The 24,665-nt window shown below is 45.8% G+C and carries 22 protein-coding genes; 13 read left to right on the top strand and 9 right to left on the bottom strand.

What is annotated here, in order from left to right:
- Positions 1–12 precede the first annotated feature (12 nt).
- The 6 genes from ttcA (at position 13) to ICN36_RS01290 (ending at position 10,269) form a co-directional block, all read left to right on the top strand.
- Positions 13–921 (top strand): tRNA 2-thiocytidine(32) synthetase TtcA, encoded by a 909-nt coding sequence (gene ttcA / locus ICN36_RS01315; protein ID WP_216226664.1) that lies wholly within the window; start codon positions 13–15, stop codon positions 919–921.
- Positions 918–2,417, top strand: a complete 1,500-nt coding sequence (gene glmU, locus ICN36_RS01310) for a bifunctional UDP-N-acetylglucosamine diphosphorylase/glucosamine-1-phosphate N-acetyltransferase GlmU (protein WP_216226663.1) — start codon at positions 918–920, stop codon at positions 2,415–2,417. Before ttcA ends, glmU begins: the two co-directional genes overlap by 4 nt.
- A complete protein-coding gene (glmS, locus tag ICN36_RS01305; protein WP_216226662.1) occupies positions 2,417–4,249 on the top strand; it encodes a glutamine--fructose-6-phosphate transaminase (isomerizing) in 1,833 nt (610 codons plus the stop codon). Before glmU ends, glmS begins: the two co-directional genes overlap by 1 nt.
- Before the next feature lie 135 nt (positions 4,250–4,384).
- Positions 4,385–5,917 carry an efflux transporter outer membrane subunit gene (locus tag ICN36_RS01300; RefSeq protein WP_255531186.1) on the top strand — a complete coding sequence of 511 codons (1,533 nt, stop codon included), beginning with the start codon at positions 4,385–4,387 and terminating at the stop codon, positions 5,915–5,917.
- 169 nt (positions 5,918–6,086) lie between these two features.
- Positions 6,087–7,226, top strand: coding sequence for an efflux RND transporter periplasmic adaptor subunit (locus ICN36_RS01295; RefSeq protein ID WP_216226849.1), 1,140 nt, complete (start codon positions 6,087–6,089; stop codon positions 7,224–7,226).
- Positions 7,227–7,233: 7 nt separating this feature from the next.
- Positions 7,234–10,269 (top strand): efflux RND transporter permease subunit, encoded by a 3,036-nt coding sequence (locus tag ICN36_RS01290; RefSeq protein WP_216226661.1) that lies wholly within the window; start codon positions 7,234–7,236, stop codon positions 10,267–10,269.
- A 15-nt stretch (positions 10,270–10,284) separates the two neighbouring features.
- Here ICN36_RS01290 and ICN36_RS01285 read toward each other — a convergent pair whose 3' ends face one another.
- The 3 genes from ICN36_RS01285 to ICN36_RS01275 are packed head-to-tail and all read right to left on the bottom strand — an operon-like array spanning position 10,285 to position 11,782.
- On the bottom strand, positions 10,285–10,947 hold the full coding sequence (locus tag ICN36_RS01285; protein ID WP_216226660.1) for a glutathione S-transferase family protein: 663 nt from the start codon (positions 10,945–10,947) through the stop codon (positions 10,285–10,287).
- A 27-nt stretch (positions 10,948–10,974) separates the two neighbouring features.
- A complete protein-coding gene (locus tag ICN36_RS01280) occupies positions 10,975–11,475 on the bottom strand; it encodes a flavin reductase family protein (RefSeq protein WP_216226659.1) in 501 nt (166 codons plus the stop codon).
- A 10-nt stretch (positions 11,476–11,485) separates the two neighbouring features.
- On the bottom strand, positions 11,486–11,782 hold the full coding sequence (locus tag ICN36_RS01275; protein WP_216226658.1) for a hypothetical protein: 297 nt from the start codon (positions 11,780–11,782) through the stop codon (positions 11,486–11,488).
- Positions 11,783–11,869: 87 nt separating this feature from the next.
- Between ICN36_RS01275 and ICN36_RS01270 the strand changes: the two genes are divergently transcribed.
- Positions 11,870–12,853 (top strand): MDR family oxidoreductase, encoded by a 984-nt coding sequence (locus ICN36_RS01270; RefSeq protein WP_216226657.1) that lies wholly within the window; start codon positions 11,870–11,872, stop codon positions 12,851–12,853.
- A gap of 25 nt (positions 12,854–12,878) precedes the next feature.
- On the opposite strand, the gene ICN36_RS01265 is transcribed toward ICN36_RS01270, so the two are convergent.
- Positions 12,879–13,055, bottom strand: a complete 177-nt coding sequence (locus ICN36_RS01265; protein WP_216226656.1) for a DUF1289 domain-containing protein — start codon at positions 13,053–13,055, stop codon at positions 12,879–12,881.
- 40 nt (positions 13,056–13,095) lie between these two features.
- Here ICN36_RS01265 and ICN36_RS01260 point away from each other — a divergent pair, with 40 nt between their 5' ends.
- Entirely contained in the window at positions 13,096–14,181 is a 1,086-nt protein-coding gene (locus tag ICN36_RS01260) for an MBL fold metallo-hydrolase (RefSeq protein ID WP_216226655.1), read from the top strand.
- Here ICN36_RS01260 and ICN36_RS01255 read toward each other — a convergent pair.
- Entirely contained in the window at positions 14,093–14,551 is a 459-nt protein-coding gene (locus ICN36_RS01255; RefSeq protein WP_216226654.1) for a PhaM family polyhydroxyalkanoate granule multifunctional regulatory protein, read from the bottom strand. The two genes, ICN36_RS01260 and ICN36_RS01255, sit on opposite strands and share 89 nt — an antisense overlap.
- Before the next feature lie 74 nt (positions 14,552–14,625).
- Here ICN36_RS01255 and ICN36_RS01250 point away from each other — a divergent pair, with 74 nt between their 5' ends.
- Both ICN36_RS01250 and metH read left to right on the top strand, forming a co-directional pair.
- Entirely contained in the window at positions 14,626–15,690 is a 1,065-nt protein-coding gene (locus tag ICN36_RS01250; RefSeq protein WP_216226653.1) for a homocysteine S-methyltransferase family protein, read from the top strand.
- On the top strand, positions 15,687–18,437 hold the full coding sequence (gene metH / locus ICN36_RS01245; protein ID WP_216226652.1) for a methionine synthase: 2,751 nt from the start codon (positions 15,687–15,689) through the stop codon (positions 18,435–18,437). The genes ICN36_RS01250 and metH overlap by 4 nt, the downstream gene beginning before the upstream one ends.
- Here metH and ICN36_RS01240 read toward each other — a convergent pair.
- Positions 18,434–18,751 (bottom strand): DUF1840 domain-containing protein, encoded by a 318-nt coding sequence (locus ICN36_RS01240; RefSeq protein WP_216226651.1) that lies wholly within the window; start codon positions 18,749–18,751, stop codon positions 18,434–18,436. The two genes, metH and ICN36_RS01240, sit on opposite strands and share 4 nt — an antisense overlap.
- 35 nt (positions 18,752–18,786) lie before the next feature.
- Between ICN36_RS01240 and argS the strand changes: the two genes are divergently transcribed.
- The 3 genes from argS to ICN36_RS01225 are packed head-to-tail and all read left to right on the top strand — an operon-like array spanning position 18,787 to position 21,781.
- A complete protein-coding gene (argS, locus tag ICN36_RS01235) occupies positions 18,787–20,514 on the top strand; it encodes an arginine--tRNA ligase (protein WP_216226650.1) in 1,728 nt (575 codons plus the stop codon).
- 35 nt (positions 20,515–20,549) lie between these two features.
- Positions 20,550–21,137, top strand: a complete 588-nt coding sequence (locus ICN36_RS01230; RefSeq protein WP_216226649.1) for an SPOR domain-containing protein — start codon at positions 20,550–20,552, stop codon at positions 21,135–21,137.
- Positions 21,134–21,781, top strand: coding sequence for a thiol:disulfide interchange protein DsbA/DsbL (locus ICN36_RS01225; RefSeq protein ID WP_216226648.1), 648 nt, complete (start codon positions 21,134–21,136; stop codon positions 21,779–21,781). The genes ICN36_RS01230 and ICN36_RS01225 overlap by 4 nt, the downstream gene beginning before the upstream one ends.
- Positions 21,782–21,811: 30 nt before the next feature.
- Here ICN36_RS01225 and ICN36_RS01220 read toward each other — a convergent pair whose 3' ends face one another.
- Genes ICN36_RS01220 through ICN36_RS01210 form a run of 3 tightly spaced genes read right to left on the bottom strand, consistent with a single transcriptional unit; the run spans position 21,812 to position 24,662 of the window.
- Positions 21,812–22,588, bottom strand: coding sequence for an SDR family oxidoreductase (locus ICN36_RS01220; RefSeq protein WP_216226647.1), 777 nt, complete (start codon positions 22,586–22,588; stop codon positions 21,812–21,814).
- Positions 22,585–23,880, bottom strand: a complete 1,296-nt coding sequence (locus ICN36_RS01215) for a cyclopropane-fatty-acyl-phospholipid synthase family protein (protein WP_216226646.1) — start codon at positions 23,878–23,880, stop codon at positions 22,585–22,587. Before ICN36_RS01215 ends, ICN36_RS01220 begins: the two co-directional genes overlap by 4 nt.
- Positions 23,877–24,662, bottom strand: coding sequence for a DUF1365 domain-containing protein (locus tag ICN36_RS01210; protein ID WP_216226645.1), 786 nt, complete (start codon positions 24,660–24,662; stop codon positions 23,877–23,879). Before ICN36_RS01210 ends, ICN36_RS01215 begins: the two co-directional genes overlap by 4 nt.
- Between the last annotated feature and the right edge of the window lie 3 nt (positions 24,663–24,665).

Here is a 24,665-nt window from a genome sequence, read left to right as displayed (position 1 = left end):
GAAAAAACTCTTATGGGCGATATTCGTAAAGTTGTCTTCGAAGAAAACAAGCTAGAGAAAAAACTTTGTCGCTTGGTAGGTCAGGCTATTGGTGACTTTGGCATGATTGAAGATGGCGACAAGGTGATGGTGTGTGTATCGGGCGGAAAAGACAGTTATGCCATGCTCGATATTCTGATGAAGTTGCGTGAACGTGCACCGATTCATTTTGAAATCATTGCGGTGAACTTAGATCAGAAGCAGCCTAATTTTCCTGCTGAAATATTACCCAACTATTTGAAGGGCTTAGGTGTTCAGTATCATATCGAAGAGCAAGATACTTACAGCATTGTGAAGCGTGTGATTCCTGAGGGTAAAACTACCTGTGGATTGTGCTCACGTTTACGTCGCGGAATTTTGTATCGCGTAGCCGATGAATTAGGCGCTACTAAGATTGCCTTAGGTCATCATCGTGATGACATTCTAGAAACGCTGATGCTCAATATGTTTTATGCGGGAAAGCTCAAGGGTATGCCGCCAAAGTTACGCTCTGATGATGGCAAGCATATTGTGATTCGCCCCTTGGCTTATGTTCCCGAGAAATTACTTGAGCGTTATGCGACGGATATGAATTTCCCCATTATTCCGTGTGATTTATGTGGGAGTCAGCCTAATCTTCAGCGCCAGGTTATGAAAGAAATGTTGCGCGACTGGGAAAAGAAGCATCCAGGCAGGGTGGAGAACGTATTCCGCTCCATGCATCACATCGTGCCATCCCATTTAATGGATAGTGAAGCCTTTGATTTCAAAAATCTGGAGATTTCCACTGAGTTATCAGGTATTGCCGCTAGGTCTTCTGGAGATAAGGCAATTGATGAGGCTGAATTGGATGAATTAGCCTGCGGAACCATGATTCAGGGGATTTATAATCCCCCTTTATGAATATCGTCATTTTGGCTGCTGGGCAAGGAAAGCGGATGAAATCCGCCCTGCCCAAGGTCCTGCAAACCCTTGCAGGAAAACCTCTGCTTCAGCATGTTCTTGCTACTGCGCTCTCGCTGCAAGGTAAGCAGGCTAAAAGTGGGCCAGTTGTGGTAGTTGGCCATGGCGCGGCAGATGTAAAACTATTCTTAGCAAGCGCTAGCAAGGATCATCCAAGCTTTAGCAAGGTGACGACTGCGCTTCAGGCGGAACAAAAAGGAACGGGCCATGCGTTATTGCAAGCCCTGCCTAAATTAGATTTGCAAGAACCAACATTGGTTTTGTATGGTGATGTTCCCCTCACTACTAAAAAGACATTAGCTAAATTAGTTAAATTAGCTGATGGTGTCAGAGGACAAGATTCTGCTTTGGCTTTGTTGACACAGAACCTAAGCAACCCAACTGGTTACGGCCGTATCGTGCGTGATGCAGACGGCTCTGTAAAAGCAATTGTTGAAGAGAAAGACGCTACACCAGTACAAAAAGCCATTCAAGAAATTAACACCGGCATCATGGTGCTGCCAACAAATTCATTAAAGAAGTGGCTCAAAGCCTTACGTGCCAGCAATGCACAAGGCGAGTACTACTTAACTGATGTGATTGCTATGGCGGTCAAAGATGGCGTGCCTATTCGTACAACTCAAGCCGATGACGAGTTTGAGACTGTGGGCGTTAACAGCCGCGATCAATTGGCTGCTCTCGAGCGCGTATATCAACTTAATATTGCCAATCAACTAATGGATGCAGGAGCATCTCTTGCCGATCCAGCGCGCATAGATGTGCGGGGCACCCTAGATTGCGGTGCTGACGTGTCAATTGATGTTGGTTGCGTATTCGAAGGCCGTGTCACTTTGGACGCTGGTACGAAGATTGGTCCTTATTGCATTATTCGTAATAGCATGATCGGTAAAGGCGTAACTATTCATGCATACAGTCATGTAGATGGCGCGAAAGTGGGCAATCAATCGTTAATTGGCCCTTATGCTCGATTACGTCCTGGTGCAGACTTGGCAAATGATGTGCATATCGGTAATTTTGTAGAAGTAAAGAACAGCAAAATTGCAGCTAACAGTAAAGCCAATCATTTAGCTTATGTCGGGGACTCGATTGTTGGCGCAAGAGTCAATATTGGTGCTGGCACTATTACCTGTAACTACGACGGTGTTAATAAACACCAGACCATTATTGAAGATGATGTTTTCATTGGGTCTGATACGCAGCTAGTTGCTCCGGTGCGCGTTGGGCGTGGCGCTACATTAGGCGCTGGCACAACTTTGACTAAAGATGCACCACCTAATCAGCTCACAGTATCTAGAGCAAAGCAAATTTCATTGCAATGGCAGCGTCCTGTGAAGCAGGAAAAAAAGATTTCCGCTAAAAAAGTTACCACCAAAAAAGTGGCAACAAAGAAAACTGTGAAGAAAGTAGTCAAGAAAACTACAAGGGGTAAAAAATAATGTGCGGCATTGTTGGCGCTGCCTCCCATAAAAACATTGTTGATGTTCTGGTTGAGGGCTTACGCCGCCTAGAGTACCGCGGGTATGACTCTTGTGGTTTTGCGGTAATTAATGGTGATGACACAAATCATCCTATTGAAAGAGCGCGAACTACTGCACGTGTTTCTGAGTTGGGAGAACAAGGCAAAGATTTTTTTGGCACCTTGGGTATTGCTCATACACGTTGGGCCACTCATGGCAAACCAGATACGCAAAATGCACATCCCCATATCTCTGGGGGCTTAATTGCGGTTGTGCATAACGGCATTATCGAAAACTATGAAACCCTGCGTGCCGAATTAAAAACTGCTGGCTATGATTTCACTTCAGAAACAGATACTGAGGTGATTGCCCATTTAATACACCAGCAATATGTAGCTAGTGGTCAAAAAGATATTGCAACTTCGGTAAGGGCAGTACTTCCTAAGCTACATGGTGCATACGCTATTGGTGTAATCGCTCAAGACAATCCAGGCACCTTGGTTGGTGCGCGTGTTGGTTCTCCTCTGGTGGTTGCCATTGGTGATCATGAGCACTTCTTGGCTTCTGATGCCTTGGCATTGGCGGGGCGCGCTCATTCCATGATGTATTTGGAAGAGGGTGATGTCGCTGTACTTAAAGCAGATAGCGTTGCAGTAATTGATCAGGCTGGCAACCCTGCTCAAAGAGAGCTAAAGCCCATGCCAGCCCAAGCGGACTCGGTTGATCTTGGGCCATATCAGCATTACATGCAAAAAGAAATATTTGAGCAGCCTAGAGCAATTGGCGACACGCTTGCCAACATCACTAATTTTGGTCCAGAGTTATTTGAGGCCAATCCAGAAGGCTGGAAAGCATTTGATCAAATTTTAATATTAGCCTGTGGCACAAGTTATTACTCTGCATGTGTTGCCAAATATTGGTTGGAAGATATTGCGGGAATTCCCACTCAAGTGGAAATTGCAAGTGAGTATCGCTATCGCACTACTGTGCCTAACCCAAAAACCTTGATTGTTGTGGTTTCGCAATCCGGGGAGACGGCGGATACTCTCGCAGCATTGCGTCATGCCAAGAGCTTAGGTCATCAGTACACCTTAGCAATCTGTAATGTGGCAAGTAGTGCCATGGTTCGTGAAACTGATTGGCATTTCTTGACTAAGGCTGGCGCTGAAATTGGCGTTGCTTCAACCAAAGCATTTACTACACAACTTTTAGCGCTTTATCTTTTGGCGGTTTCTGTTGCAAAACGCAATGGCATAATTTCTGCTGAAAAAGAAAAAGAGCTGCTGCGTGAATTGCGTCACTTGCCAAAAGCACTTCATGCTGTCCTTGCCCTTGAGCCACAAATCATTGCTTGGAGCGATGCTTTTTCTAAATGTGAAAATGCATTATTCCTTGGTCGTGGAACGCACTACCCAATTGCGCTTGAAGGCGCATTGAAGTTAAAAGAGATTTCTTATATTCACGCCGAAGCTTATCCGGCTGGTGAGTTAAAGCATGGGCCGCTAGCTTTAGTGACAGATAAGATGCCCGTGGTTACCGTTGCGCCTAATGACGTTCTATTGGAGAAGCTAAAGTCCAATATGCAGGAGGTCAAAGCACGTGGCGGCAAACTTTATGTATTTGCCGATCAAGATAGTCATATCTCCAGTAGCGATGGCATCAATGTCATCAAGTTGCCTGAGCACTATGGCAGCCTCTCCCCAATATTGCACGTGGTTCCTCTGCAGCTATTGGCTTATCACACCGCTTGTGCGCGCGGCACTGATGTTGATAAGCCTAGAAACCTAGCAAAGAGCGTTACGGTCGAATAAATTTTTACCTGTTTGACATTCACATCAAGTTGTGGACAAAATTCAGTAGATAAATCAGGGCTTTACGAAGCCCTGATTGCATTTTTGTGTTCAAATAAGTCCTGTAAAGAAGGATATTTGTTGCAACCCATGTTTATGTCGACGCCCCCGCTTATCCGTTTGTATTTGCTTGTGCTAATTTGCGCAGGTGTACTTTCTGCGTGTGCAGTTGGACCAGACTTTAAGCAGCCGGAAGCGCCCAAGACTTCCTCTTATACGGAAACCACCTTATCTAAAAAGCTAGCTACTGCACCTGGTGTTCCTGGGGGTAGTGATCAAGAGTTTGTTGAAGGGGCTGATATTGAAGCCCAATGGTGGGAGCTCTATAAATCTCCTGAACTTGATGCGTTGATTAAAAGAGCCCTTGAGCAGAATCCAAATTTAGGTGCTGCTGATGCAGCATTGCGCGCTGCCCAAGAAAATGTCAACGCACAAGTTGGCAGCCAATACTTTCCGGCAATTGGTGTAGGTGCAAACGCAATTAGACAGAAACAGCCCTCAGCCGTTTACGGTTTGAACTATGGAACTGATACTTACAATCTATATAACGCTACAGTCAATGTAACGTATAAGATAGATGTCTTTGGTGGGGCTCGTAGAGCGGTTGAAGGGGCTCGCGCTCAAGCAGAAGTTGCGCAGTTTCAGCTGGAGGGCGCCTATCTTTCACTTACTGCCAACGTAGTGACGAGTGCCGTTAAAGAGGCTGCACTGCGAGCGCAGATGCAGGCCACAGAAGAAATTTTAAAAGCCCAAACTAATCTTGCTGAGGTAACCGAAAAGCAGTTAGTTATTGGTACAGTTTCTAAGGTTGATGTCACTTCACAGCGAACCTTAGTATCTAATTCTCAAGTAGATCTATTTAACTACGAGAGAAATCTCGCATTTGCGCGCAATCAGTTGGCGGTGCTGGTAGGCGAGATTCCAAGCAATGCCAATATCGCGAAATTTGATCTTGCAAATTTACAGTTGCCAGAAAAGCTACCCCTAACAGTTCCATCTAGCTTAGTGCGCCAACGTCCCGATGTACGCGCTGCCGAAGCTCAGTTAAAGGCGCAGAATGCTTTTGTGGGCGTTGCAACGGCGAACTTATTGCCGCAATTTAATATCACTGGATCCATTGGCGCAGCTGCATTAACTTCCGCTGGATTATTTGGGCCGAACTCTGCTTTATGGACTCTTGGTGGTGGAATCTTGCAGCCCCTGTTTCAGGGCGGAGCTTTGTTGGCGCAGCGTCGCGGTGCGATTGCCAACTATGAGTTGGCAGCATTTCAATATCAAGCAACAGTCTTAAATGCATTTCAAGAAGTAGCTAATGCATTACGTGCACTTGAGACTGGTGCCCAAGCACTCAAAGCGGCATCGGATGCGGAACGTTACGCTTACGAAACTTTAGATTTAGTACAGCAGCAATATAAGTTAGGTACAGCAAGTTATTTAGCAGTCCTCTATTACCAAAATCAGTATCAACAAGCAAAAGTGAAATCCGTTGCAGCACAAGCAACTCGCTTCTCGGATACGGCAGCTTTATTTGCAGCGCTCGGCGGTGGCTGGTGGAATCGTGAAGGCCCTGCATTTAAACCAAAAGACATAGCGAACAAAGATCAAAATGAAACTTCTGGAAAAAATTAAGAACAAGCTTATTGCTATGAATCTTGCCCTGTGGGCATGGATACAGCGCAAGGCGATTGAATGGAAATTACGCGAGAGAGCAATTGCTCTTTGGGGTAAGGTAAAAGCCTTTTGGGCACGCATGGGTCAAAAGTGGCGCAGTACTAAAGCGCATGAAAAGTTAATGGCGATGGAGCCACTGCAACGTCGTATGACCATCATGCTTTGCGGAGTATTTTTATTATTGGGTTTGATCTTCGCTTTCAATCAGCTCAAGACGTTCATGATTAAGCATTTCATTGCTGGCATGGGTTTGCCACCTGCGACAGTATCTACGCTGGTTATTGCTACTACTGAATGGCAGCCAAAGTTAACGAGTGTTGGTAATGTACGCGCATATAGAGGTGTTGAACTCAGCACCGAACTGGGTGGCTTAGTACAAGCAGTGCCCGTAAAGTCTGGACAAGATGTCAAAGAAGGCGAGCTCCTTATTAAGTTAAATGATGCGTCTGATGTTGCTCAGCTAAATTCTTTAAAAGCGCTGGCTGATTTAGCAAAGGTAATTAATGAGCGTGATAGACAGCAATTAGCAATTCAGGCAATCAGTAAAAATGTATTTGATACTAGCGCTGCAGATTCAAAATCCAAGCAAGCACAGGTTGAGCAGCAAACAGCATTAGTAGCGAAGAAAAATCTCAAAGCACCTTTTAGTGGGCGCGTCGGTATTGTGTCGATTAATCCAGGTCAGTATGTCAATCCTGGCGATAAGCTGCTCACACTGCAAACCCTCGATCCAATTTTTGTAGATTTCAACTTGCCACAAAATAATGCTGAGCAAATTCAGGTTGGTCAAGAGGTCATCGTGACAACGGATGCATTTAAGGATGCCAGCTTCACAGGCAAGATTACTGCCGTCAGTCCAAAGGTCGATACCAATACTCGCAATATTCAAGTTGAAGCGCAACTTGCCAATCCAGATAAGAAAATCCTGCCGGGCATGTTCGCTAATGTGAATATCAAGCTGGGCGATCAAGTGAAGTACCTAACCTTGCCGCAGACGGCAGTAACCTATAACCCCTATGGATCAACTGTCTTTATTGCTAAGCCTACTGGTAAGAAAGATAAACAAGGTAACCCTGCTCTTGAGGCGCAACAGGTATTTGTAACTACTGGATTAACTCGTGGTGATCAAGTAGCTATTTTGAAGGGTATCGATGAAGGCGCAACGGTTGTTACTAGTGGTCAGCTTAAGCTTAAAAATGGCACACCATTGATTATTAATAACAAGGTGCAGCCAGCAAACTCACCTGATCCAAAGCCGCAGGAATAATTAGCAGATGAATTGGACTGACATATTCATCCGTAGGCCAGTACTCTCCCTAGTGGTGAGTGCCCTTGTCTTAATATTTGGTTTGAAGGCAATTGGTTCTTTGCCGGTAAATCAATATCCGCAAACCCAAAATGCGATTGTGACAATTACTACGGCTTACTATGGCGCCGATCCTGAAACAATTGCAGGCTTTATTACTCAACCGCTGGAAGCTTCTATAGCTCAGGCACAAGGTATTGATTACCTATCCTCAGCTAGTGTTAGTGGTGTTTCAACTATTGTTGCTACGCTGAAGTTGAACTATGACTCTAATGCGGCGTTAACGCAGATACAGACTCAAATTAGTGCAGTAAAGAATCAGTTGCCACCTCAGGCACAGCAACCTATTTTGACGGTACAGGTTGGTCAATCTACTGCCGCAATGTATATGGGTTTCTATAGTGATGAAATCCCTAACAATGCCATTACTGATTATCTGTTGCGTGTTGTAAAGCCAAAGCTGGACTCAGTTGAGGGTGTTCAAAATGCTGAGATCACTGGTGGTCGAAAGTTTGCCTTACGTGCTTGGTTAGATCGCGAAAAGATGGCTGGCCTGGGCGTTGGTGCTGACGATGTCTATAGTGCCATGTCAGCTAATAATTACTTATCTGCTGTTGGGAGCACCAAAGGCGAGATGGTTTCAGTCGACTTAGTTGCTGGCACAGACCTACATACTCTCGAAGAGTTTCGGAAGTTAGTCATTAAAAAAGATGGTGTGAATATTGTTTACTTAGATCAAGTGGCTACAGTCACTTTAGGATCTGAGGACTACAACACGAACGTTGCCTTCAGCGGCAAAAAGTCAGTTTTTATTGCAATTAAGGTTGCACCCCAAGCCAACTTATTAGACGTAGCTCAGCGAGTACGGGATGTGGTTCCCGATATTCAGAAACAATTGCCTATTGGCATGACTGGCAAGATTGTTTACGACTCCACCAAATTTATTACCAGCTCTATTGATGAAGTAGTTTCTACTTTATTAGAGGCGCTGGTGATTGTGACTGTGGTGATCTACCTCTTCTTGGGAAGTGCTCGTGCCGTTGCTGTTCCAGTGATTGCTATGCCTTTGTCATTGATTGGCACCTTCTTCCTGATGCAAGTTCTAGGTTATTCGATTAACTTGCTGACCCTGCTCGCTTTGGTATTGGCAATTGGATTGGTAGTTGACGATGCCATCATTGTGGTGGAGAACGTTGACCGTCATATGAAAGAAGGCAAGTCCCCGCTAGAGGCCTCCTTAATTGCTGCCCGTGAATTAGGCGGTCCTATTTTGGCAATGACGGTAGTGCTGATTGCGGTGTATATCCCGATTGGCTTTCAGGGCGGACTAACAGGTGCTTTATTTACAGAATTTGCCTTTACTTTGGCTAGTGCGGTGGCCGTTTCGGGATTAATTGCCTTAACACTATCACCCATGATGTGTTCCCGCATTTTTACCGAAGAGCAAGAGGCTTCACCATTTGTGCAAAAGATTGATCGCATTTTCGATAAGGTACATCACAGTTATCAAAAGACTTTGCGTGATCTCTTAAGTACATGGCAGGTCATTATCGTGATGGGTGTCATTCTATTGGGCGGCGTTGCGTATTTATATTCAACTGCGTGGGGAGAACTTGCGCCAACAGAAGACCAAGGTATCGTTTTGATGCAAGCATCAGGGCCTCCCAATAGTACGGTGAATCAAATGCAGACTTATGCAGATCAGATCTACGCGATTGCTGCTGCAGAGCCAGAATACGAACAGGCCTTTCAGATTACGAGTCCAACATCTAGTTTTGGCGGTATCTTGCTGAAAGACTGGGGTGAACGCAATCGCAATGCAACCAAGTTCCAAGAAGATATGCAGCAGAAGTGGAACTCAATTGCAGGTGCACGTGTTGCAGCCTTTCAGTTCCCAGCATTACCGGGCGCACAAGGCTTGCCAGTACAAGTAGTCATCAATACAACCGAATCTTATGCGGCGTTAAACGAGGTTTCGCAAGCGGTCCTTGATAAAGCGCGCCGTAGCGGTAATTTCTTTTTCGTGGATTCCGATCTCAAGATCGATAAACCACAAGATGTATTAGAAATTGATCGAGAAAAAGTAGCGGCTTTAGGCATGACTCAGGAACAAGTTGGCGCAGCACTCTCTGCGGCATTGGGGGGCGGTTACGTTAATTACTTCTCAGTAGCAGGGCGCTCTTACCGCGTGATTCCACAAGTCAAACAAGTTGACCGTTTGAACCCTGATCAAATCTTGGACTACTACATTCGTACTCCAAGTGGCGCTATGGTTCAGGCACGCACTATTGCAACAATTAAGCAAAGAGTTGTACCTCAGTCGATTAATCACTTTCAGCAATTGAACTCTGCAACGATTTCGGGTGTGAGTACGCCATTTATTTCTCAGGCCGATTTGTTGGCCTTTATGCGCCAGACCTTAAAAGAAGTTGCGCCTAGTGGCTATAGCATGGACTACGCTGGCCCTTCACGCCAATTTATGGCTGAGTCTGGCGGCTTTTTAGTCACTATGTTCTTCGCGATTCTGATTGTGTTTTTAGTGCTTGCAGCGCAGTTTGAAAGCTTCCGTGACCCGATTGTGATTTTGGTTTCTGTACCGCTAGCTTTGTTTGGCGCCTTGATCTTTATTAACTTGGGATTCACGACCTTAAACGTGTACACCCAGGTAGGTCTAGTCACTCTCATGGGCTTGATTAGTAAGCACGGTATTTTGATTGTGGAGTTTGCTAATGAGCTTCAAGAAGCCGGCCGCAGTAAGTTAGACGCTATTGTTGAGGCAAGTAGTGTTCGTTTGCGCCCTATTTTGATGACTACTGCTGCGATGGTGTTAGGCGTATTACCTTTGGTGATCGCTTCAGGCGCTGGTGCTGCTGGGCGTAAATCAATGGGTATCGTGATCTTCACAGGCCTATCGATTGGTACATTATTTACACTCTTTGTGGTGCCAGCAATGTACTTATTTATCGGCGCTGATCACCACGCCAAGAAATTTAAACAGCAGTAACAAATAAAAGAAAAATTATTTAACGATATTGAGTTCTTTGTCAGCAAACTCACCAAACTGCGTTTCAGATCTCATTTGCTTTAACCAGCGCTCAACGTTTTTGAGTTCGCTGCGTGGGCCAGTTTTCTCTGGAAAGGTATCGTTTAATAAAATCCAGCGATGCACGCCTAAGGCCACCACAATATCGCCAATATTAAATTGATTGCCTGAGCAGTAGTCTTGCGTAGACAGGATCTGATCGAGCAAACCAAGGGTTTGATTCGTTGCTTGATAGCCTTTTTGGATGGCGCCGTAATCACGATCCTTCTCAGCAGTTCTAGTAAGGCCTAAGAAGGCAGTGCGCAATGGAGGCCAAAAGGTTGCTAATTGCCAATCCATCATTTTTTCAGAGCTATATTGAGCAGCCACATCTTTTGGAAAGCGTCCATTTTTGTCATACTGTGAAACTAAGTAACGCATGATGGTGTTAGATTCCCAAAGCACAATTTCACCGTCTTGTAGCGTCGGTACTAAGCCATTGGGATTGAGTTTTAAAAACTCTGGCGTGTTGTTGATTCCAAATTGAAGGCCAGCATCGATACGTTCAAAGTCTTTGCCTTCTTTTAGTCCAAGCTCAGCAAGGCACCACAATACTTTTTGAACGTTAATAGAACTTTTACGACCCCATAAACGCATCATGGCATTTCCTTATGAAATTAATTCGAATTAGCTGGCTTTAGCTTCAGTGAAATCAAGGCCAATAAATTGGCTGCGCGCAAAAATGAGCGGCTCTCGTTCAGGATGATTTTTTAAGTTAATCACTTTGGCAACAATGATGTTGTGATCACCACCAATGTGAACACAAACGGTTTCACATTCGTAATAAGCAACGCAATGATCAATCTGGGTAAGTCCACTAGCGGCTAGCTTGTGATCAATTCCTTTGAATTGGTCGGTCTTCACAGTAGCGAAATGCATTGCCAAATTTTCTTGGGAGCGCTCTAGAACATGAATGAGGTGTTTCTTCCCAAGTTCAACCCAAGGCATTAAGCGTGAATGCTTCTTAAGACTCCAGAGAATCAGTGGTGGCTCGAGTGAGACGGTATTGAAGGAGCTAATCGTAATGCCGTGAGAATTGTTTTCCTCATCGAGGCAAGTGATCACAGTGACCCCGGTGGCAAACGATGAAAATCCCTTGCGCAACTCTTGTGAGGTAAACGGGGTCATTAGTCTTTACTTACTTAGCGTCAGCTTGTGCTGTGGCTGAAATTGTTGTGCCAGGAATAGGAATCAAGATTTCGTTCTCTTCTGCTTTTACGCACTTGAAGCGATATTCTTTGTCTGCTTTTGATAGAAAGCTGGCGCCTTCATAAAAATCATCTTTACAGGTCTTGGTGGCGAAATCCATCACATCCTGTGGTGCAGCGCTGGAGGAAATAAGGCGCATATTGCCCATGGACATGTTAATTTGGGTGGAATAGCAGCCAGATAGCGCTAAGCCAGAAATCGTAGTTAATAGTAGAATTTTTTTCATGGAAACCTCCATAATCAGCAATGCTCGTTAGGATAAACCTATTAAGCAATTGCTGCGGGGAAATACCGCATTCTTAAAGGAAGAGAAATGTTTAAAGCAATTTTGGTAAACAAGGATGATCAAGGATATCGCGCAGAATTGGCCCAAGTAGATGAGGCCAGCCTCCCAGAGGGCGATGTTCGTGTAAAGGTGCTGTATTCCACTCTCAATTACAAGGATGGTCTGGCTATCACCGGCAAAGGACCAGTGGTTCGTAGCTTTCCAATGGTGCCAGGAATCGATTTTGCTGGTGAAGTGATGGAAAGCACCAGTCCCGACTTCAAGGCTGGCGATATGGTGCTTCTTAATGGCTGGGGAGTGGGCGAAGGGCATTGGGGTGGCTTGGGTCAGCAGGCTCGTGTAAAGGCCGATTGGTTGATTCCGCTGCCAAAGGGGTTTACTGCTAAACAGGCATTAGCAATTGGCACTGCAGGTTATACCGCCATGCTCTGCGTCATGGCACTACAAAAGCATGGACTCAAGCCAAGTGATGGCGAAGTTTTAGTAACCGGTGCCGCTGGTGGTGTTGGCAGCTTTGCAATTACGCTTTTGAGCAAACTTGGTTTTACAGTTGTTGCCAGCACGGGGCGCATGGTTGAGGGGGATTACTTAAAGAAATTGGGTGCGGCCGAAGTCATTGATCGCGCGACTTTATCTGCTCCTGGTAAGCCATTGGCAAAAGAGCGTTGGGCTGCGGTAGTTGATAGCGTAGGAAGTCATACATTAGCAAACGCTTGTGCACAGACGAAGAGCGATGGTGCAGTTGCTGCCTGTGGATTGGCTCAAGGTATGGATTTCCCATCAAGCGTTGCACCATTCATTTTGCGTGGCGTTACTTTGTATGGCATCAATAGTGTGACTGTGCCACGTGCAAAACGTATTGCTGCCTATGAGCAATTAAGTAAGTTGGTAGATCTAAAAACTTTAGATGAAATCTCTCATGAGATTAGGCTTGAGGAGTCGATCAAATATGCACAAGAATTAATGGCAGGCAATGTTCGTGGACGTTTGATTGTTGACGTGAATAAATAAAGCAATCGAGATTGAAAGATCAGTTTTACTGTGGCGCTTGGGGTTTTCGACTGGGTAGTTCTGCCAAAACCTCAAGCTTTTCAGGATTCGTTAGTTCTGACCAGTCAGCAATTTCATTCAAGGTACGATAGCAGCCACGACAGTAACCATTTTCAGGATTAATGTCACACCAATTAATGCAGGGCGATGGAGCTGTTGTCAAAGCTATCCTAGAAGTAAAAATAATTTAATAACACGAAGCCATGAACACTCAAAACCAAGCAAGTGCAAAAGCGACTGTCCATTATCCATTAGGTGACGCACTTCCGGAAGTGGGTAGCAGTATCGAGGTTGCGCCAGGTGTTCGCTGGATCAGAATGCGTCTGCCCTTCGCTTTAGATCATATAAATCTTTGGCTATTGCGCGATGAGATTGATGGTGCCTCGGGATGGACGATTGTTGACTGTGGCATCGCCAATGATGAGACAAGAGCTTCTTGGGAGCAAGTGTTTGCCACCCAGCTTGAAGGCATGCCAGTCTTGCGTGTCATCGTGACCCACATGCATCCTGATCATGTGGGTTTATCGCAATGGCTATGTGAGAAGTGGAATGTTCCTATGTGGATTTCCATGACAGATTACTTAACCGCTCAATGGTTAAGTTGCAAAGAGGGCGGTGCTGCAGTTGGATCACGTGCAGGTAGCGGTGGTTCTGCAGATCACTTTCAAAGACATGGTTTAACAACTCCTGAAGACTTGGAAAAAATTCGGGGACGTTCAAATTACTACAGCAATATGGTTCCTGGAGTCCCACGTCAATATCGTCGCATCATTGATGGTGAATTGATTTCGATTGGCGGCCGTGCTTGGCAAGTGATCATGGGTTATGGGCATGCGCCTGAGCATGCTTCTCTTTTTTGCAAAGAGCTAGAAGTACTGATCTCTGGAGACATGTTGTTGCCCCGCATCTCTACCAATGTGAGCGTCTATGATGCAGACCCAGATGCAGATCCTTTAGGCCTATATCTTGACTCTATTGAAAAATATTTAGCGTTGCCTGAGGATGCCTTAGTGCTTCCCTCTCATGGCAAACCATTTACTGGAATTAGGCCGCGTGTTGCGCAACTCAAAGCCCATCACGATGATCGCTTAGCTGATACCTTGGGCGCATGTGAAAAACCGGCAAATGCTCGAGAGATTGTGCCGGTCTTGTTTAAACGTGAATTAGATATTCATCAACTCACATTTGCGATGGGCGAGGCTATTGCTCATCTGAATTACCTACTTCGTCGAGGAAAGTTGCATCGCCAACTTTGCGAGGACGGCGTGTTGCGGTTTTCCGTGGTTTAGCGCTAGTCGTCTTAGTCTTAGATTCTTCTTTTGGGGCGCTTGTTGAGCTAGCTGCTGAGCTAGCTGCAGAAACAGCATCACCAAAGGATTTGAGGGCCATCATGGTGGCATGCTGGACTTCTAGCCCCTGAATAGTCGACTTGAGGATGTTGAGGTTTAGGTTGAGCCAGTTTTCAACGCTTTTAAGGTCTTTAATCCGCTTTTCAAGCTCATCCACATCTAGGCCAGGAAATGCCGAGGCGAAGCCACCAGCGGCCTTAGAGGCGTCTGTAGTGAAGGGGAACTGCCCTGCTTGACCTGCGGCACCTTGTCCCCACATGGTCTTAAACATATCTAGGCTTTGATTGAATTCTGGAATGGTTCCAAACATAAGGGCTCCGGGGTAAATGAAAAGTGGCTTTTCCAATAGAATAAGGGATTCTAGAGACTATTCCCGGTTTAACAATGCAATCTAATGGTTTGTCCCAGCCCTATACCCGCGGTCAAAAGCTTCCCGAGCTATTAAAGCAGCGCATCCTGATTTTGGATGGCGCCATGGGTACCATGATTCAGCAATACAAGTTAACGGAGGCCGACTATCGTGGTTTGCCGGGGAATACCCGTTTTGCTGATCATCCTGGAGATATCAAAGGCAACAATGAACTCTTGGTTTTGACCCAGCCACAAATCATTAGCAAGATTCATGAGCAGTATTTAGATGCTGGCGCAGACATTATTGAAACCAATACTTTTGGTGCAACTTCAGTAGCGCAAGAAGATTACAAAATGGCTGGCTTAGCCCGTGAGATGAATGAAGTCTCCGCAAAATTAGCTCGCGCTGCTTGTGAAAAATACAGCACTCCCGATAAACCTCGTTTTGCTGCAGGCGCAATTGGACCTACGCCAAAGACGGCGAGTATTTCACCGGATGTGAATGATCCAGGTGCACGTAATGTCACTTTTGATGCTTTGCGTGCTTCGTATCGTGAGCAGATCGAAGGATTGTTTGCTGGTGGCGTGGATTTATTTTTAGTCGAAACTATTTTTGACACACTTAATGCCAAAGCAGCATTGTTTGCGCTCGATGAATTTTTTGAAGAGACTGGCGAACGCTTGCCTGTCATGATTTCTGGAACGGTGACCGATGCATCTGGACGAATTCTTTCTGGCCAAACGGTTGAAGCATTTTGGAATAGCTTGCGCCATATTAAGCCGCTGACATTTGGTTTGAATTGCGCACTTGGTGCTGCATTGATGCGTCCTTACATTGCAGAGCTAGCAAGGATTTGCGATGCAGCAGTATCTTGCTACCCCAATGCTGGCTTACCTAATCCGATGAGTGATACTGGCTTTGATGAGACGCCTGAAATTACTTCTAGCTTGGTTGATGGTTTTGCCAAAGACGGTTTAGTCAATTTAGTTGGTGGTTGCTGCGGTACTACGCCTGATCATATTCGTGCAATTGCTAATGCGGTTGCCAAACGTAAGCCACGTGCTTTCTACCGTGAGAATGCAGAGGCTTTGTTATGAGTAAGATAGAGAAAAAAGTAATACCAGCAATGAAGCTTTCAGGGCTAGAGCCATTTAACGTGACTGCCAATGTTGGCTTCGTCAATATTGGCGAGCGAACTAACGTCACGGGCTCAAAAGCATTTTCTCGCATGATTTTGAATAATCAGTTTGACGAAGCGCTCGTAGTTGCCCGTCAGCAGGTTGAGAATGGTGCACAAGTCATCGATATCAATATGGATGAGGCGATGCTAGATTCTGAGGCGGCAATGACGCGCTTCTTGAACTTGATTGCTTCCGAGCCAGATATCGCTCGCGTTCCAATCATGATCGATTCCTCTAGATGGAGCGTCATTGAAGCGGGTTTGAAATGCATTCAAGGCAAGCCTATTGTTAACTCAATCTCCCTAAAAGAGGGCGAAGAGCCTTTTAGACATCAGGCGCGTTTAATTCGTCGTTATGGTGCCGCATCCGTAGTGATGGCATTTGATGAGGTAGGACAAGCGGATACATTTAAACGTAAGACAGAGATCTGTCAGCGTTGCTATGAGATCTTGGTAAATGAAATTGGCTTTCCTGCTGAAGACATCATTTTTGATCCGAATATTTTTGCAATCGCTACTGGTATTGAAGAGCACGATAACTATGCGGTCGACTTTATTAATGCCACTCGCTGGATTAAAGAAAATCTACCAGGCGCCAAAGTAAGTGGTGGCGTTTCCAATGTGAGCTTCTCATTCCGCGGTAATGATCGTGTTCGTGAAGCGATTCACACCGTGTTCCTGTATCACGCCATTCAGGCTGGTATGGACATGGGTATTGTGAATGCGGGTCAATTAGGTGTGTACGCTGATTTAGATCCAGAGTTGCGTGAGCGTGTTGAGGACGTTGTTCTCAATCGCTTTAAAGAAAAAGATGGCAAAACACCTACCGAGCGTTTGCTCGATATTGCTGACCAATTTAAGGGTGGTGGCGCTAAGCAGGTCGAGAACCTAGTGTGGCGTGAAGCGCCTGTACGTGAGCGTCTAACGCATGCCCTAGTGCATGGCATCACCACCTTTATCGAAGAAGACACCGAAGAGTTGCGCGCAGAAATTATGGGCGCTGGCGGCAGACCTATTGAGGTCATTGAAGGCCCTCTGATGGATGGTATGAATGTCGTGGGCGACTTGTTTGGTGCGGGCAAGATGTTCTTGCCTCAAGTAGTTAAGAGTGCCCGCGTGATGAAACAAGCAGTTGCAATCTTGATTCCTTACATTGAGGAAGAGAAGCGTCAACATATTGCAGCAGGTGGCGAAGCAAAAGCCAAGGGCAAGATTGTCATGGCCACCGTTAAAGGTGATGTACACGATATTGGTAAAAATATTGTGACAGTAGTTCTGCAATGTAATAACTTTGAAGTAGCCAATATGGGTGTAATGGTTCCTTGCGCAGAGATTTTGAAGCGCGCCAAGGAAGAGAATGCCGACATTGTTGGTTTGTCTGGTCTGATTACCCCATCACTTGAAGAGATGACGTATGTTGCACAAGAGATGCAACGGGATGATTGGTTCCGTGAGCGTCAAATTCCTTTGATGATTGGTGGCGCAACCACTTCGCGCGTACACACTGCCGTGAAGATTGCTCCGCACTACGATGGTCCGGTAGTGTATGTGCCTGACGCGTCCCGTTCAGTATCTGTGGCCTCTAGCTTGCTTTCAGATGAAAGCTCCAAGAAATTTATTCAAGATATGCGTGATGACTATGTCCGAATTCGCGAGCAACATGCGAACAAGAAGGCTGCACCAACCATTTCATTACAGGCGGCTCGCAAGAATCGCGAAATGATCGATTGGTCTGCTTATGTTCCTGAGAAGCCAAAGTTTATTGGCCGTCGCGTATTTAAAAACTTTGCACTGAGTGATATCAATAAATACATCGACTGGACGCCATTCTTTCAGACTTGGGATTTGGCAGGTAAGTTTCCAGCAATCTTAGACGATGAAGTTGTGGGCGTTGAGGCGCGCAAGGTATTTGCAGACGCCCAAGCATTACTCGATAAGCTGATTAAAGGCCAGTGGCTGCAAGCTGATGCCGTTGTTGCTTTCTATCCAGCCAATACAGTTGGTGATGACATTGTTTTATATAGCGACGAAGCCCGAGAGCATCCTTTGTTTGTATGGCATAACTTGCGTCAGCAGTCTGAGCGCCCGGTTGTGGATGGTGTTCGTAGACCTAATCGTTGCTTAGCCGATTACGTTGCACCAAAAGATTCTGGTGTGGCTGATTACCTTGGTTGCTTTGCTGTCACCACAGGTCATGGTGTTGAAAAGAAAGTGGCTGAGTTTCAGGCAAAGCATGATGACTACAGTGCCATTATGTTAAAGGCTTTAGCTGATCGTTTGGCAGAAGCTTTTGCTGAACTCATGCACCATCGTGTCCGTACTGATCTTTGGGGCTATGCTACTGATGAGATTTTGACTAATGATCAGATGATCAATGAGGAGTACCGCGGTATTCGTCCGGCACCTGGTTATCCTGCTTGCCCTGCGCATGAGGTTAAGCAAGATTTGTTGCGCGTAATTGGTTCTGAGGATATTGGCATGACTCTGACTGAGTCTATGGCTATGAATCCAGCTTCTAGCGTGAGCGGTTTCTATTTAGCTCACCCAGATGCCCGCTACTTCAATGTAGGTAAGCTTTCAGATGATCAAGTTGAAGATTTGGCTAAACGCCGCGGTCAAAGCGTTGAAGATACCCGTCGTCAGCTGGCAAGCCTACTGGACTAAACACCCCACATAACGGGTTCGTCTTTGGCTTTAGCCTGCTTCATAAGCTCCAGGAATGGGTAGGCTCGCTGCCCAAGACGATCGGCTAGTTTGGGCTTTTCAGTACCATTCTCGGCTTCGTCATTTGCCTTAGCTCTTTCCTCGAGATCTTTTAGGATGGCGGTTTCTAGCGCGGTAATGAGGGCTGGAAGTTGCTCCACGGTCAAGATGCCGCGAGGCTCTAAAGAGCGCCCTAAAATATCAAAAATTCGTTTAGTCAGATCCGCCAGCATGATGACATCTGGACCAGCCTTTGAGCGAAATTGATAGATCATTTCGATAGCTTACCACCTGATAAACTCACTTATCTATGTTGTCTACCAATAAAAATCGTTTAATTGAAATGCTGAGCGCTGCGCTTGCAGGCTTGGCACAGGAACGTGGCCTAGGAGAGGCGCCTACCCCACGCCTAGAGCGCCCCAAGGCTGTTGATCACGGGGATGTCGCCTGTAACATTGCGCTTCAGCTCTCTAAGGCTTGGAAGCTCAATCCACGCGAGCTGGCGCAAGCTCTAGTGGAGCGCTTGCAGCAGCAAGCAGGCTTTAGTCAGCTTATTGCATCCTGTGAAATTGCCGGTCCTGGCTTCATCAATTTTCGCCTCAGCAATACGGCTAAGACCGCTGTAGTAGAGGAGATACTTACTGCGGGCCCTCATTTTGGAGAGTCGGCCCCAAGTGATGGCTTATCCACAAGCGCGATGATTGAATTTGTATCAGCTAATCCAACCGGCCCATTACACGTTGGACATGGTAGACAGGCTGCGCTGGGCGACGCCTTAGCCAATTTACTGGCGACCCAGGGCATTCAGGTTCATCGTGAGTTTTATTACAACGATGCTGGCGTACAAATTGCTAATTTAGCTTTGTCCGTTCAAGCCCGCCTAGAGGGATTAAAACCTGGCGATGCCAAGTGGCCTGAGCAAGCTTATAACGGTGAATATATTGCGGAGATTGCTACAGCATTTAAAGCCTCTCCAGAATTTAAGGATGACATTGAAGCCATTCGTCAATTTGCGGTTGCGTATTTGCGCAATGAGCAAGACATTGATTTAAAAACCTTTGGCGTGAAATTCGATTGCTATTACTTAGAATCTTCTTTGTATACCGATGGCAGTGTTGCTCAAATCGTCGGTGATTTGCAAAGCATTGGTAAGACCTATGAATCCGAAGGTGCTCTATGGTTAAAAAGCACGGATGACGGTGACGACAAGGACCGCGTCATGCGTAAGTCGGACGGTAGCTTTACCTACTTCGTGCCTGATGTCGCCTATCACACCAGCAAGTGGAAACGTGGCTTTCAGAAAGTTATTAACGTACAAGGCAGTGATCACCATGGCACGATTGCCCGCGTTCGCTCAGGCTTACAGGGTGTAGCTCAGAAGCGTGGTTGGGATCTTCCTAAAACGTATCCAGAATATGTTTTGCATAAGATGGTTACTGTGATGCGCCATGGTGAAGAGGTGAAAATTTCTAAGCGTGCTGGTTCATATGTAACTGTGCGTGATTTGGTTGAGTGGTCGGGTGGCGTTACGCCGGAGATGACTGCCGAAGAAAGAGAATTTGCTTTGCAGCGCGGGCGTGATGCTGTGCGATTTTTCTTGATCTCACGAAAAGCAGATACTGAGTTTGTTTTTGATATTGACTTGGCTTTGCAGCAAAACGATGAGAACCCAGTGTTCTATGTTCAATATGCGCATGCGCGTATTAGCTCAATTCTGCAGCAGTGGGGCGGCCAAGCGTCGGAATTGGCTAAAGCAGATCTATCGCTTCTACAAAGTAAGGCATCTGATCATCTACTGCGTCGCTTAGCGGAATACCCTGAGGTGCTTGCGGCTGCTGCTGAAGAATTGGCGCCGCATGCATTGGCTTTTTATCTCCGTGATTTAGCGGGTGATTTCCATACCTTCTATAACGCAGATCGCGTATTAGTTGACGATCAACATTTAAAGCAAGCACGCCTTGCATTGCTTTTGGCAACACGCCAGGTTCTGCAAAATGGCTTAAAAGTACTCGGGGTATCAGCGCCTTTTAAGATGTAATGGCGAGGCATGAAGTGAAGATGTAAGATGAGGAAATGATGAAAACACCGAATCAGCAAAATTCCCAATACGGCGGTACTATCCTCGGCTTTATTTTGGGTTTAGGTGCAGGCCTTGGCATTGCCTTTGTTATCGCTTTTTATCTTTCCAAAAATACTCCCCAAGAAAGACCGGGGATGCGCGCCCCCAGTTTGCCGTTGATTATTAAGCCATCTGCTACGCCTGCTGAGGGTGAAGCAGCTACCCCAACTGAACCGGTCGATCTTAATAAACCGCTTCAGGGCAAATCACCTGCCCCTGCATCGGCAGATCCGATTGGTGATTTAGTCAATGGCAAGAAAACTGCTGATAAGCCAGCAGATGTGTCACCTGCGGCTAAATCAGACTCTATCTATTTCTTGCAGGTAGGTGCATTTACGAAGCGCGCTGATGCAGATGCACAAAAAGCCAATTTGGCCATTCAGGGTATACAAGCTCAGTTAAGTGAAGTGACTAGCGATGGCAATACCCTTTGGCGAGTTCGTGTAGGTCCATATAACAGTGTTGATGAGAGCAACTCAGTACGTGATAAATTGAGTGGCATAGGTATTAAACCAACTTTGATTAAATCTAGTAAATCATGATTTCATTAAGCAAAAGATTCATTACCTTATTTGCACTTCTTTCATTAAGTGGCTTTGCTGGTGCGCAAGGTCAAAAAATTGAAGAAGGTTTTGACTATCGTATTTTGCCCGTTGCGCAACCGGTAGAAACTAAGGGAAAAGTAGAGGTTATTGAATTCTTTTGGTACGGCTGCCCACATTGCTACGACTTTGAGCCTGAGCTGAGTAGCTGGGTGAAGCGCCAACCTAAAGATATTGTCTTCAAAAGAGTCCCAGTAGCCTTCCGTGACGACTTTTTGCCGCACAGTCAGATGTATTACGCGCTTGAGTCCATGGGTAAGGCCGACGCTCTGAATGAAAAAGTAATGTATGCAATGCATAAAGAAAATAAGCGTTTTCTAACAGAGTCAGAAATCGCTGATTGGGTTGCATCACAAGGCGTTGATCGCAACACTTTCTTGGCAAGCTATCGTTCTTTTGCAGTAGTTTCTAAAGCACGCGCTGCTAAGCAATTGACAGAGGCCTATCGCATTGATGGAGTGCCGACGATTGTGATGCAGGGCAAATACGTTACTTCACCATCTATTGCGGGATCTAAAGCTAAAGCAATCGCTGTAATGGATTACTTGGAAGAGAAGATCCGTAAAGATAAGTACAAGCAATAACTTTATCCGCAGCTATTGCTATAGCGCCGCTCAAATTTTGACGAAGCGGCGCACGATCCAAAAGTAAATTGGGTAAGGCAAGATTCTGAGGAACTTCAAGAATCTTGAGAATCTCTTGGGGAAGTGAATATCAAACTCTCCCTTTTGAATGCCCATTAATATCTCATCCGCTGCTTGTTCTGCGCTAATAAGAGCCGGCATTTCAAAATCATTTTGAGCAGTAGCTTCAGTAGCGACAAATCCTGGCGAGATCATATGTACGCTGACTCCAGTAGGGAGTAAGTCGTAATATAAATTCTCACAAAAATTGATGATGGCAGCTTTACTTGGGCCATATGCCAACGCTTTTGGAAGGCCGCTGTAACCTGCCACGCTGCCAACAATGGCGATGTGCCCTAAGTGAGCCTTCAACATCTCTGGCATCACCAATGCAACTGCTCTCATGGGTCCCAAAAGATTTGCATCAATTGTTTGTTCTGCAATCTTGATATCGAAATTATCTGCACGAAGAGGCACATACATTCCAGATACAAAAAGAAGGATATCGATTCCGCTCCAGGCGCTCAAAATGGTTTTGTAGCCAACTTGGAGTTGCTCGTCATTAGTGACGTCCAGTGGAATAACCAAAGTCTGCCCACTCTCTCCATTCAGAGCAATTTGATTTAATCGTTCAGCTCTTCGGCTGGAGATGGCTACTTTTGCGCCTTTGTTTAGGAGAGCCTTTGCACAAGCCTCGCCAATGCCGCTAGAGGCACCTATAACCCAGACCCTTTTTCCTGAAAAGTGATCAATACCGTGTTGTTTCATGCGTTAAGCGTTTCAGAATAGGCTTCTGGGGATTGATGGCTAAGGGTAAATTGCACTACATCGATATTGCGTTCGGTAAAGCCTGCGGCACAATACATCAGATAGAAGTTCCAAAGACGAATAAAGGCTTCATCAAACCCTAGTTGACGTACCTCTTGTAGTTTTTGATTAAAGCTATCCCTCCAGAGGCAAAGCGTTTTTGCATAGTCAGCACCAAAGGCAAACTCTTGTTCGATTCTCAAGCCGGCTTTGGCTGCACTTGCCTTAAAGCTTGTCTTAGAAGGCAGCATACCTCCCGGAAATACATACTGCTGAATGAAGTCGGTATTGCGACGATAGCGATCAAAAAGATCTTCTGCAATCACGATGGTTTGGATGCAAGCTTTACCCCCGGCTTTTAAACAATGGGCAACAGTTTCAAAATATTCTGGCCAATGTTTCTCACCCACTGCTTCAAACATTTCAACGGAAGCGATACCATCAAATTTTTCCTGACAATCACGGTAGTCCTGTAATCGCACCTCAAAAGAGGTTGGGTTAGCGGTCTGTGCTTGAATCGCTAACAAACGCTTTTCTGCAAATGCTTTTTGTTCTGTAGAGAGTGTGAGGCCAGTAATCGCCCTATCATTTCGCAGGGACTCTTCCATCACTCCACCCCAGCCACAGCCGATTTCTAAAACATGATCTCCCGGCTTGGTTTGAAGTGATTCGAGAATGCGTCTAATCTTTGCACGCTGCGCATCCATTAATGATTGCTTATCGCCCTCTGAAAACCAGGCGCTAGAGTAGCTCATAGTGGGATCAAGCCAGAGGGTATAGAACGCATTTCCCAGGTCGTAATGCGCATGAATGTTCTTGCGACTTCCCGCCTTACTGTTATCCCGTAGCCAATGCTTTAGGCGATAAAAGATGGATCCATACCAATTGCCATAGATGGCTTTTTCTAAAATAGTGCGATTGCGTATCGCCAGCTCAAGTAAGGCTTTGAGATCGGGAGTATTCCACTTTCCTTGGATATAACTTTCAGCAAAACCAATATCGCCATGCGACATGATCTCTTTAAATACTGACCACTCCAGCACATGGATCTCTGCATGTAAGGCATCGCTGTGATTGCCAAATTCTCGCTTTTCACCATTGGGCATAGTTAGCGTTAAGTGACCGCTACCCAGTTGGGTCAGCAATGTTAGAAGCGCCTTAGTGCTAATTTGATGTTGCGGTGAGGCACCAACTGACTCATGTGGGCGAGAAAAGTTCAGTCTAGAGAGAAGTGATTGTCCGGGGCGATTCATCTGCTAACTTCGAGTTCTGGTGGTTTGGGCTTAGAGTGAAAGGGTACACCTTTTACCCATAATTTCAATGCTTGCCAGTGTATGCGGAAAATCACTCCTAAGCTCATTAGAGGATAGCGAATGAGCGCCAGCATCACATTGGCTAGGTTTAGTGGGCGGCTAGTGCCGCCAATACTCGTATTGATAAGGGGAAGTCCATCTTCGTGTAACTCGATGCGACAGACGCTGTTATTGCCGCTACTGCTATCTTGCGGAAATAAGAAGCGGAAATGATAGTCACCGCGCACTTCACAAAATGGCGAAACATGAAATACCTTTTTACTGGTAAGTGTTTCACCAGAACGAAGCGCTTCGCCAGAATCTTTGTAAAGCAAATAACAATGGCGTTCACCAAAGGTATTGTTGACCTCGGCTAATACAGCCTGTACTTTGCCATTAGCCCGTGTACAGAGCCAGAAGCTCACTGGATTAAAAACGTAGCCCAACACCCTAGGAAAAGTTTGCAGCCAAATTTCGCCATCAACATGTTGCACATGATTTTCTGCAAGAATCTTTTCGATCCAGGCAAGGCTATTGGGCTCACCTAGACCATGATCCTTGTCAAAAAATGCGCAAAGACCCCATCGGTTATCGCTTAAGCCCAAGTGACTAAGTAAATTTGGATTGGCGCTACGAGTGCGCATAGGGATAGAGACAGTAAAGACTCCATAACCAAAAGCATTCTTAGCCGGCCGCAAGCGCTGGTGCTTTACAACTCCAAAGTTAATCTTTGCTTGCGCCATTAA

Origin of the sequence: Polynucleobacter sp. UK-Gri1-W3 (assembly GCF_018881595.1) — a bacterium.
Taxonomy (GTDB): Bacteria; Pseudomonadota; Gammaproteobacteria; order Burkholderiales; family Burkholderiaceae; genus Polynucleobacter.
This window is presented reverse-complemented; position numbering and strand designations above follow the sequence as displayed.

Coding starts and splice junctions, on each gene's coding strand:
- ttcA (WP_216226664.1), top strand. CDS start 13: ATGGGCGATATTCGTAAAGTTGTCTTCGAAGAAAACAAGCTAGAGAAA.
- glmU (WP_216226663.1), top strand. CDS start 918: ATGAATATCGTCATTTTGGCTGCTGGGCAAGGAAAGCGGATGAAATCC.
- glmS (WP_216226662.1), top strand. CDS start 2,417: ATGTGCGGCATTGTTGGCGCTGCCTCCCATAAAAACATTGTTGATGTT.
- ICN36_RS01300 (WP_255531186.1), top strand. CDS start 4,385: ATGTCGACGCCCCCGCTTATCCGTTTGTATTTGCTTGTGCTAATTTGC.
- ICN36_RS01295 (WP_216226849.1), top strand. CDS start 6,087: ATGGAGCCACTGCAACGTCGTATGACCATCATGCTTTGCGGAGTATTT.
- ICN36_RS01290 (WP_216226661.1), top strand. CDS start 7,234: ATGAATTGGACTGACATATTCATCCGTAGGCCAGTACTCTCCCTAGTG.
- ICN36_RS01285 (WP_216226660.1), bottom strand. CDS start 10,947: ATGATGCGTTTATGGGGTCGTAAAAGTTCTATTAACGTTCAAAAAGTA.
- ICN36_RS01280 (WP_216226659.1), bottom strand. CDS start 11,475: ATGACCCCGTTTACCTCACAAGAGTTGCGCAAGGGATTTTCATCGTTT.
- ICN36_RS01275 (WP_216226658.1), bottom strand. CDS start 11,782: ATGAAAAAAATTCTACTATTAACTACGATTTCTGGCTTAGCGCTATCT.
- ICN36_RS01270 (WP_216226657.1), top strand. CDS start 11,870: ATGTTTAAAGCAATTTTGGTAAACAAGGATGATCAAGGATATCGCGCA.
- ICN36_RS01260 (WP_216226655.1), top strand. CDS start 13,096: ATGAACACTCAAAACCAAGCAAGTGCAAAAGCGACTGTCCATTATCCA.
- ICN36_RS01255 (WP_216226654.1), bottom strand. CDS start 14,551: ATGTTTGGAACCATTCCAGAATTCAATCAAAGCCTAGATATGTTTAAG.
- ICN36_RS01250 (WP_216226653.1), top strand. CDS start 14,626: ATGCAATCTAATGGTTTGTCCCAGCCCTATACCCGCGGTCAAAAGCTT.
- metH (WP_216226652.1), top strand. CDS start 15,687: ATGAGTAAGATAGAGAAAAAAGTAATACCAGCAATGAAGCTTTCAGGG.
- ICN36_RS01240 (WP_216226651.1), bottom strand. CDS start 18,751: ATGATCTATCAATTTCGCTCAAAGGCTGGTCCAGATGTCATCATGCTG.
- argS (WP_216226650.1), top strand. CDS start 18,787: ATGTTGTCTACCAATAAAAATCGTTTAATTGAAATGCTGAGCGCTGCG.
- ICN36_RS01230 (WP_216226649.1), top strand. CDS start 20,550: ATGATGAAAACACCGAATCAGCAAAATTCCCAATACGGCGGTACTATC.
- ICN36_RS01225 (WP_216226648.1), top strand. CDS start 21,134: ATGATTTCATTAAGCAAAAGATTCATTACCTTATTTGCACTTCTTTCA.
- ICN36_RS01220 (WP_216226647.1), bottom strand. CDS start 22,588: ATGAAACAACACGGTATTGATCACTTTTCAGGAAAAAGGGTCTGGGTT.
- ICN36_RS01215 (WP_216226646.1), bottom strand. CDS start 23,880: ATGAATCGCCCCGGACAATCACTTCTCTCTAGACTGAACTTTTCTCGC.
- ICN36_RS01210 (WP_216226645.1), bottom strand. CDS start 24,662: ATGGCGCAAGCAAAGATTAACTTTGGAGTTGTAAAGCACCAGCGCTTG.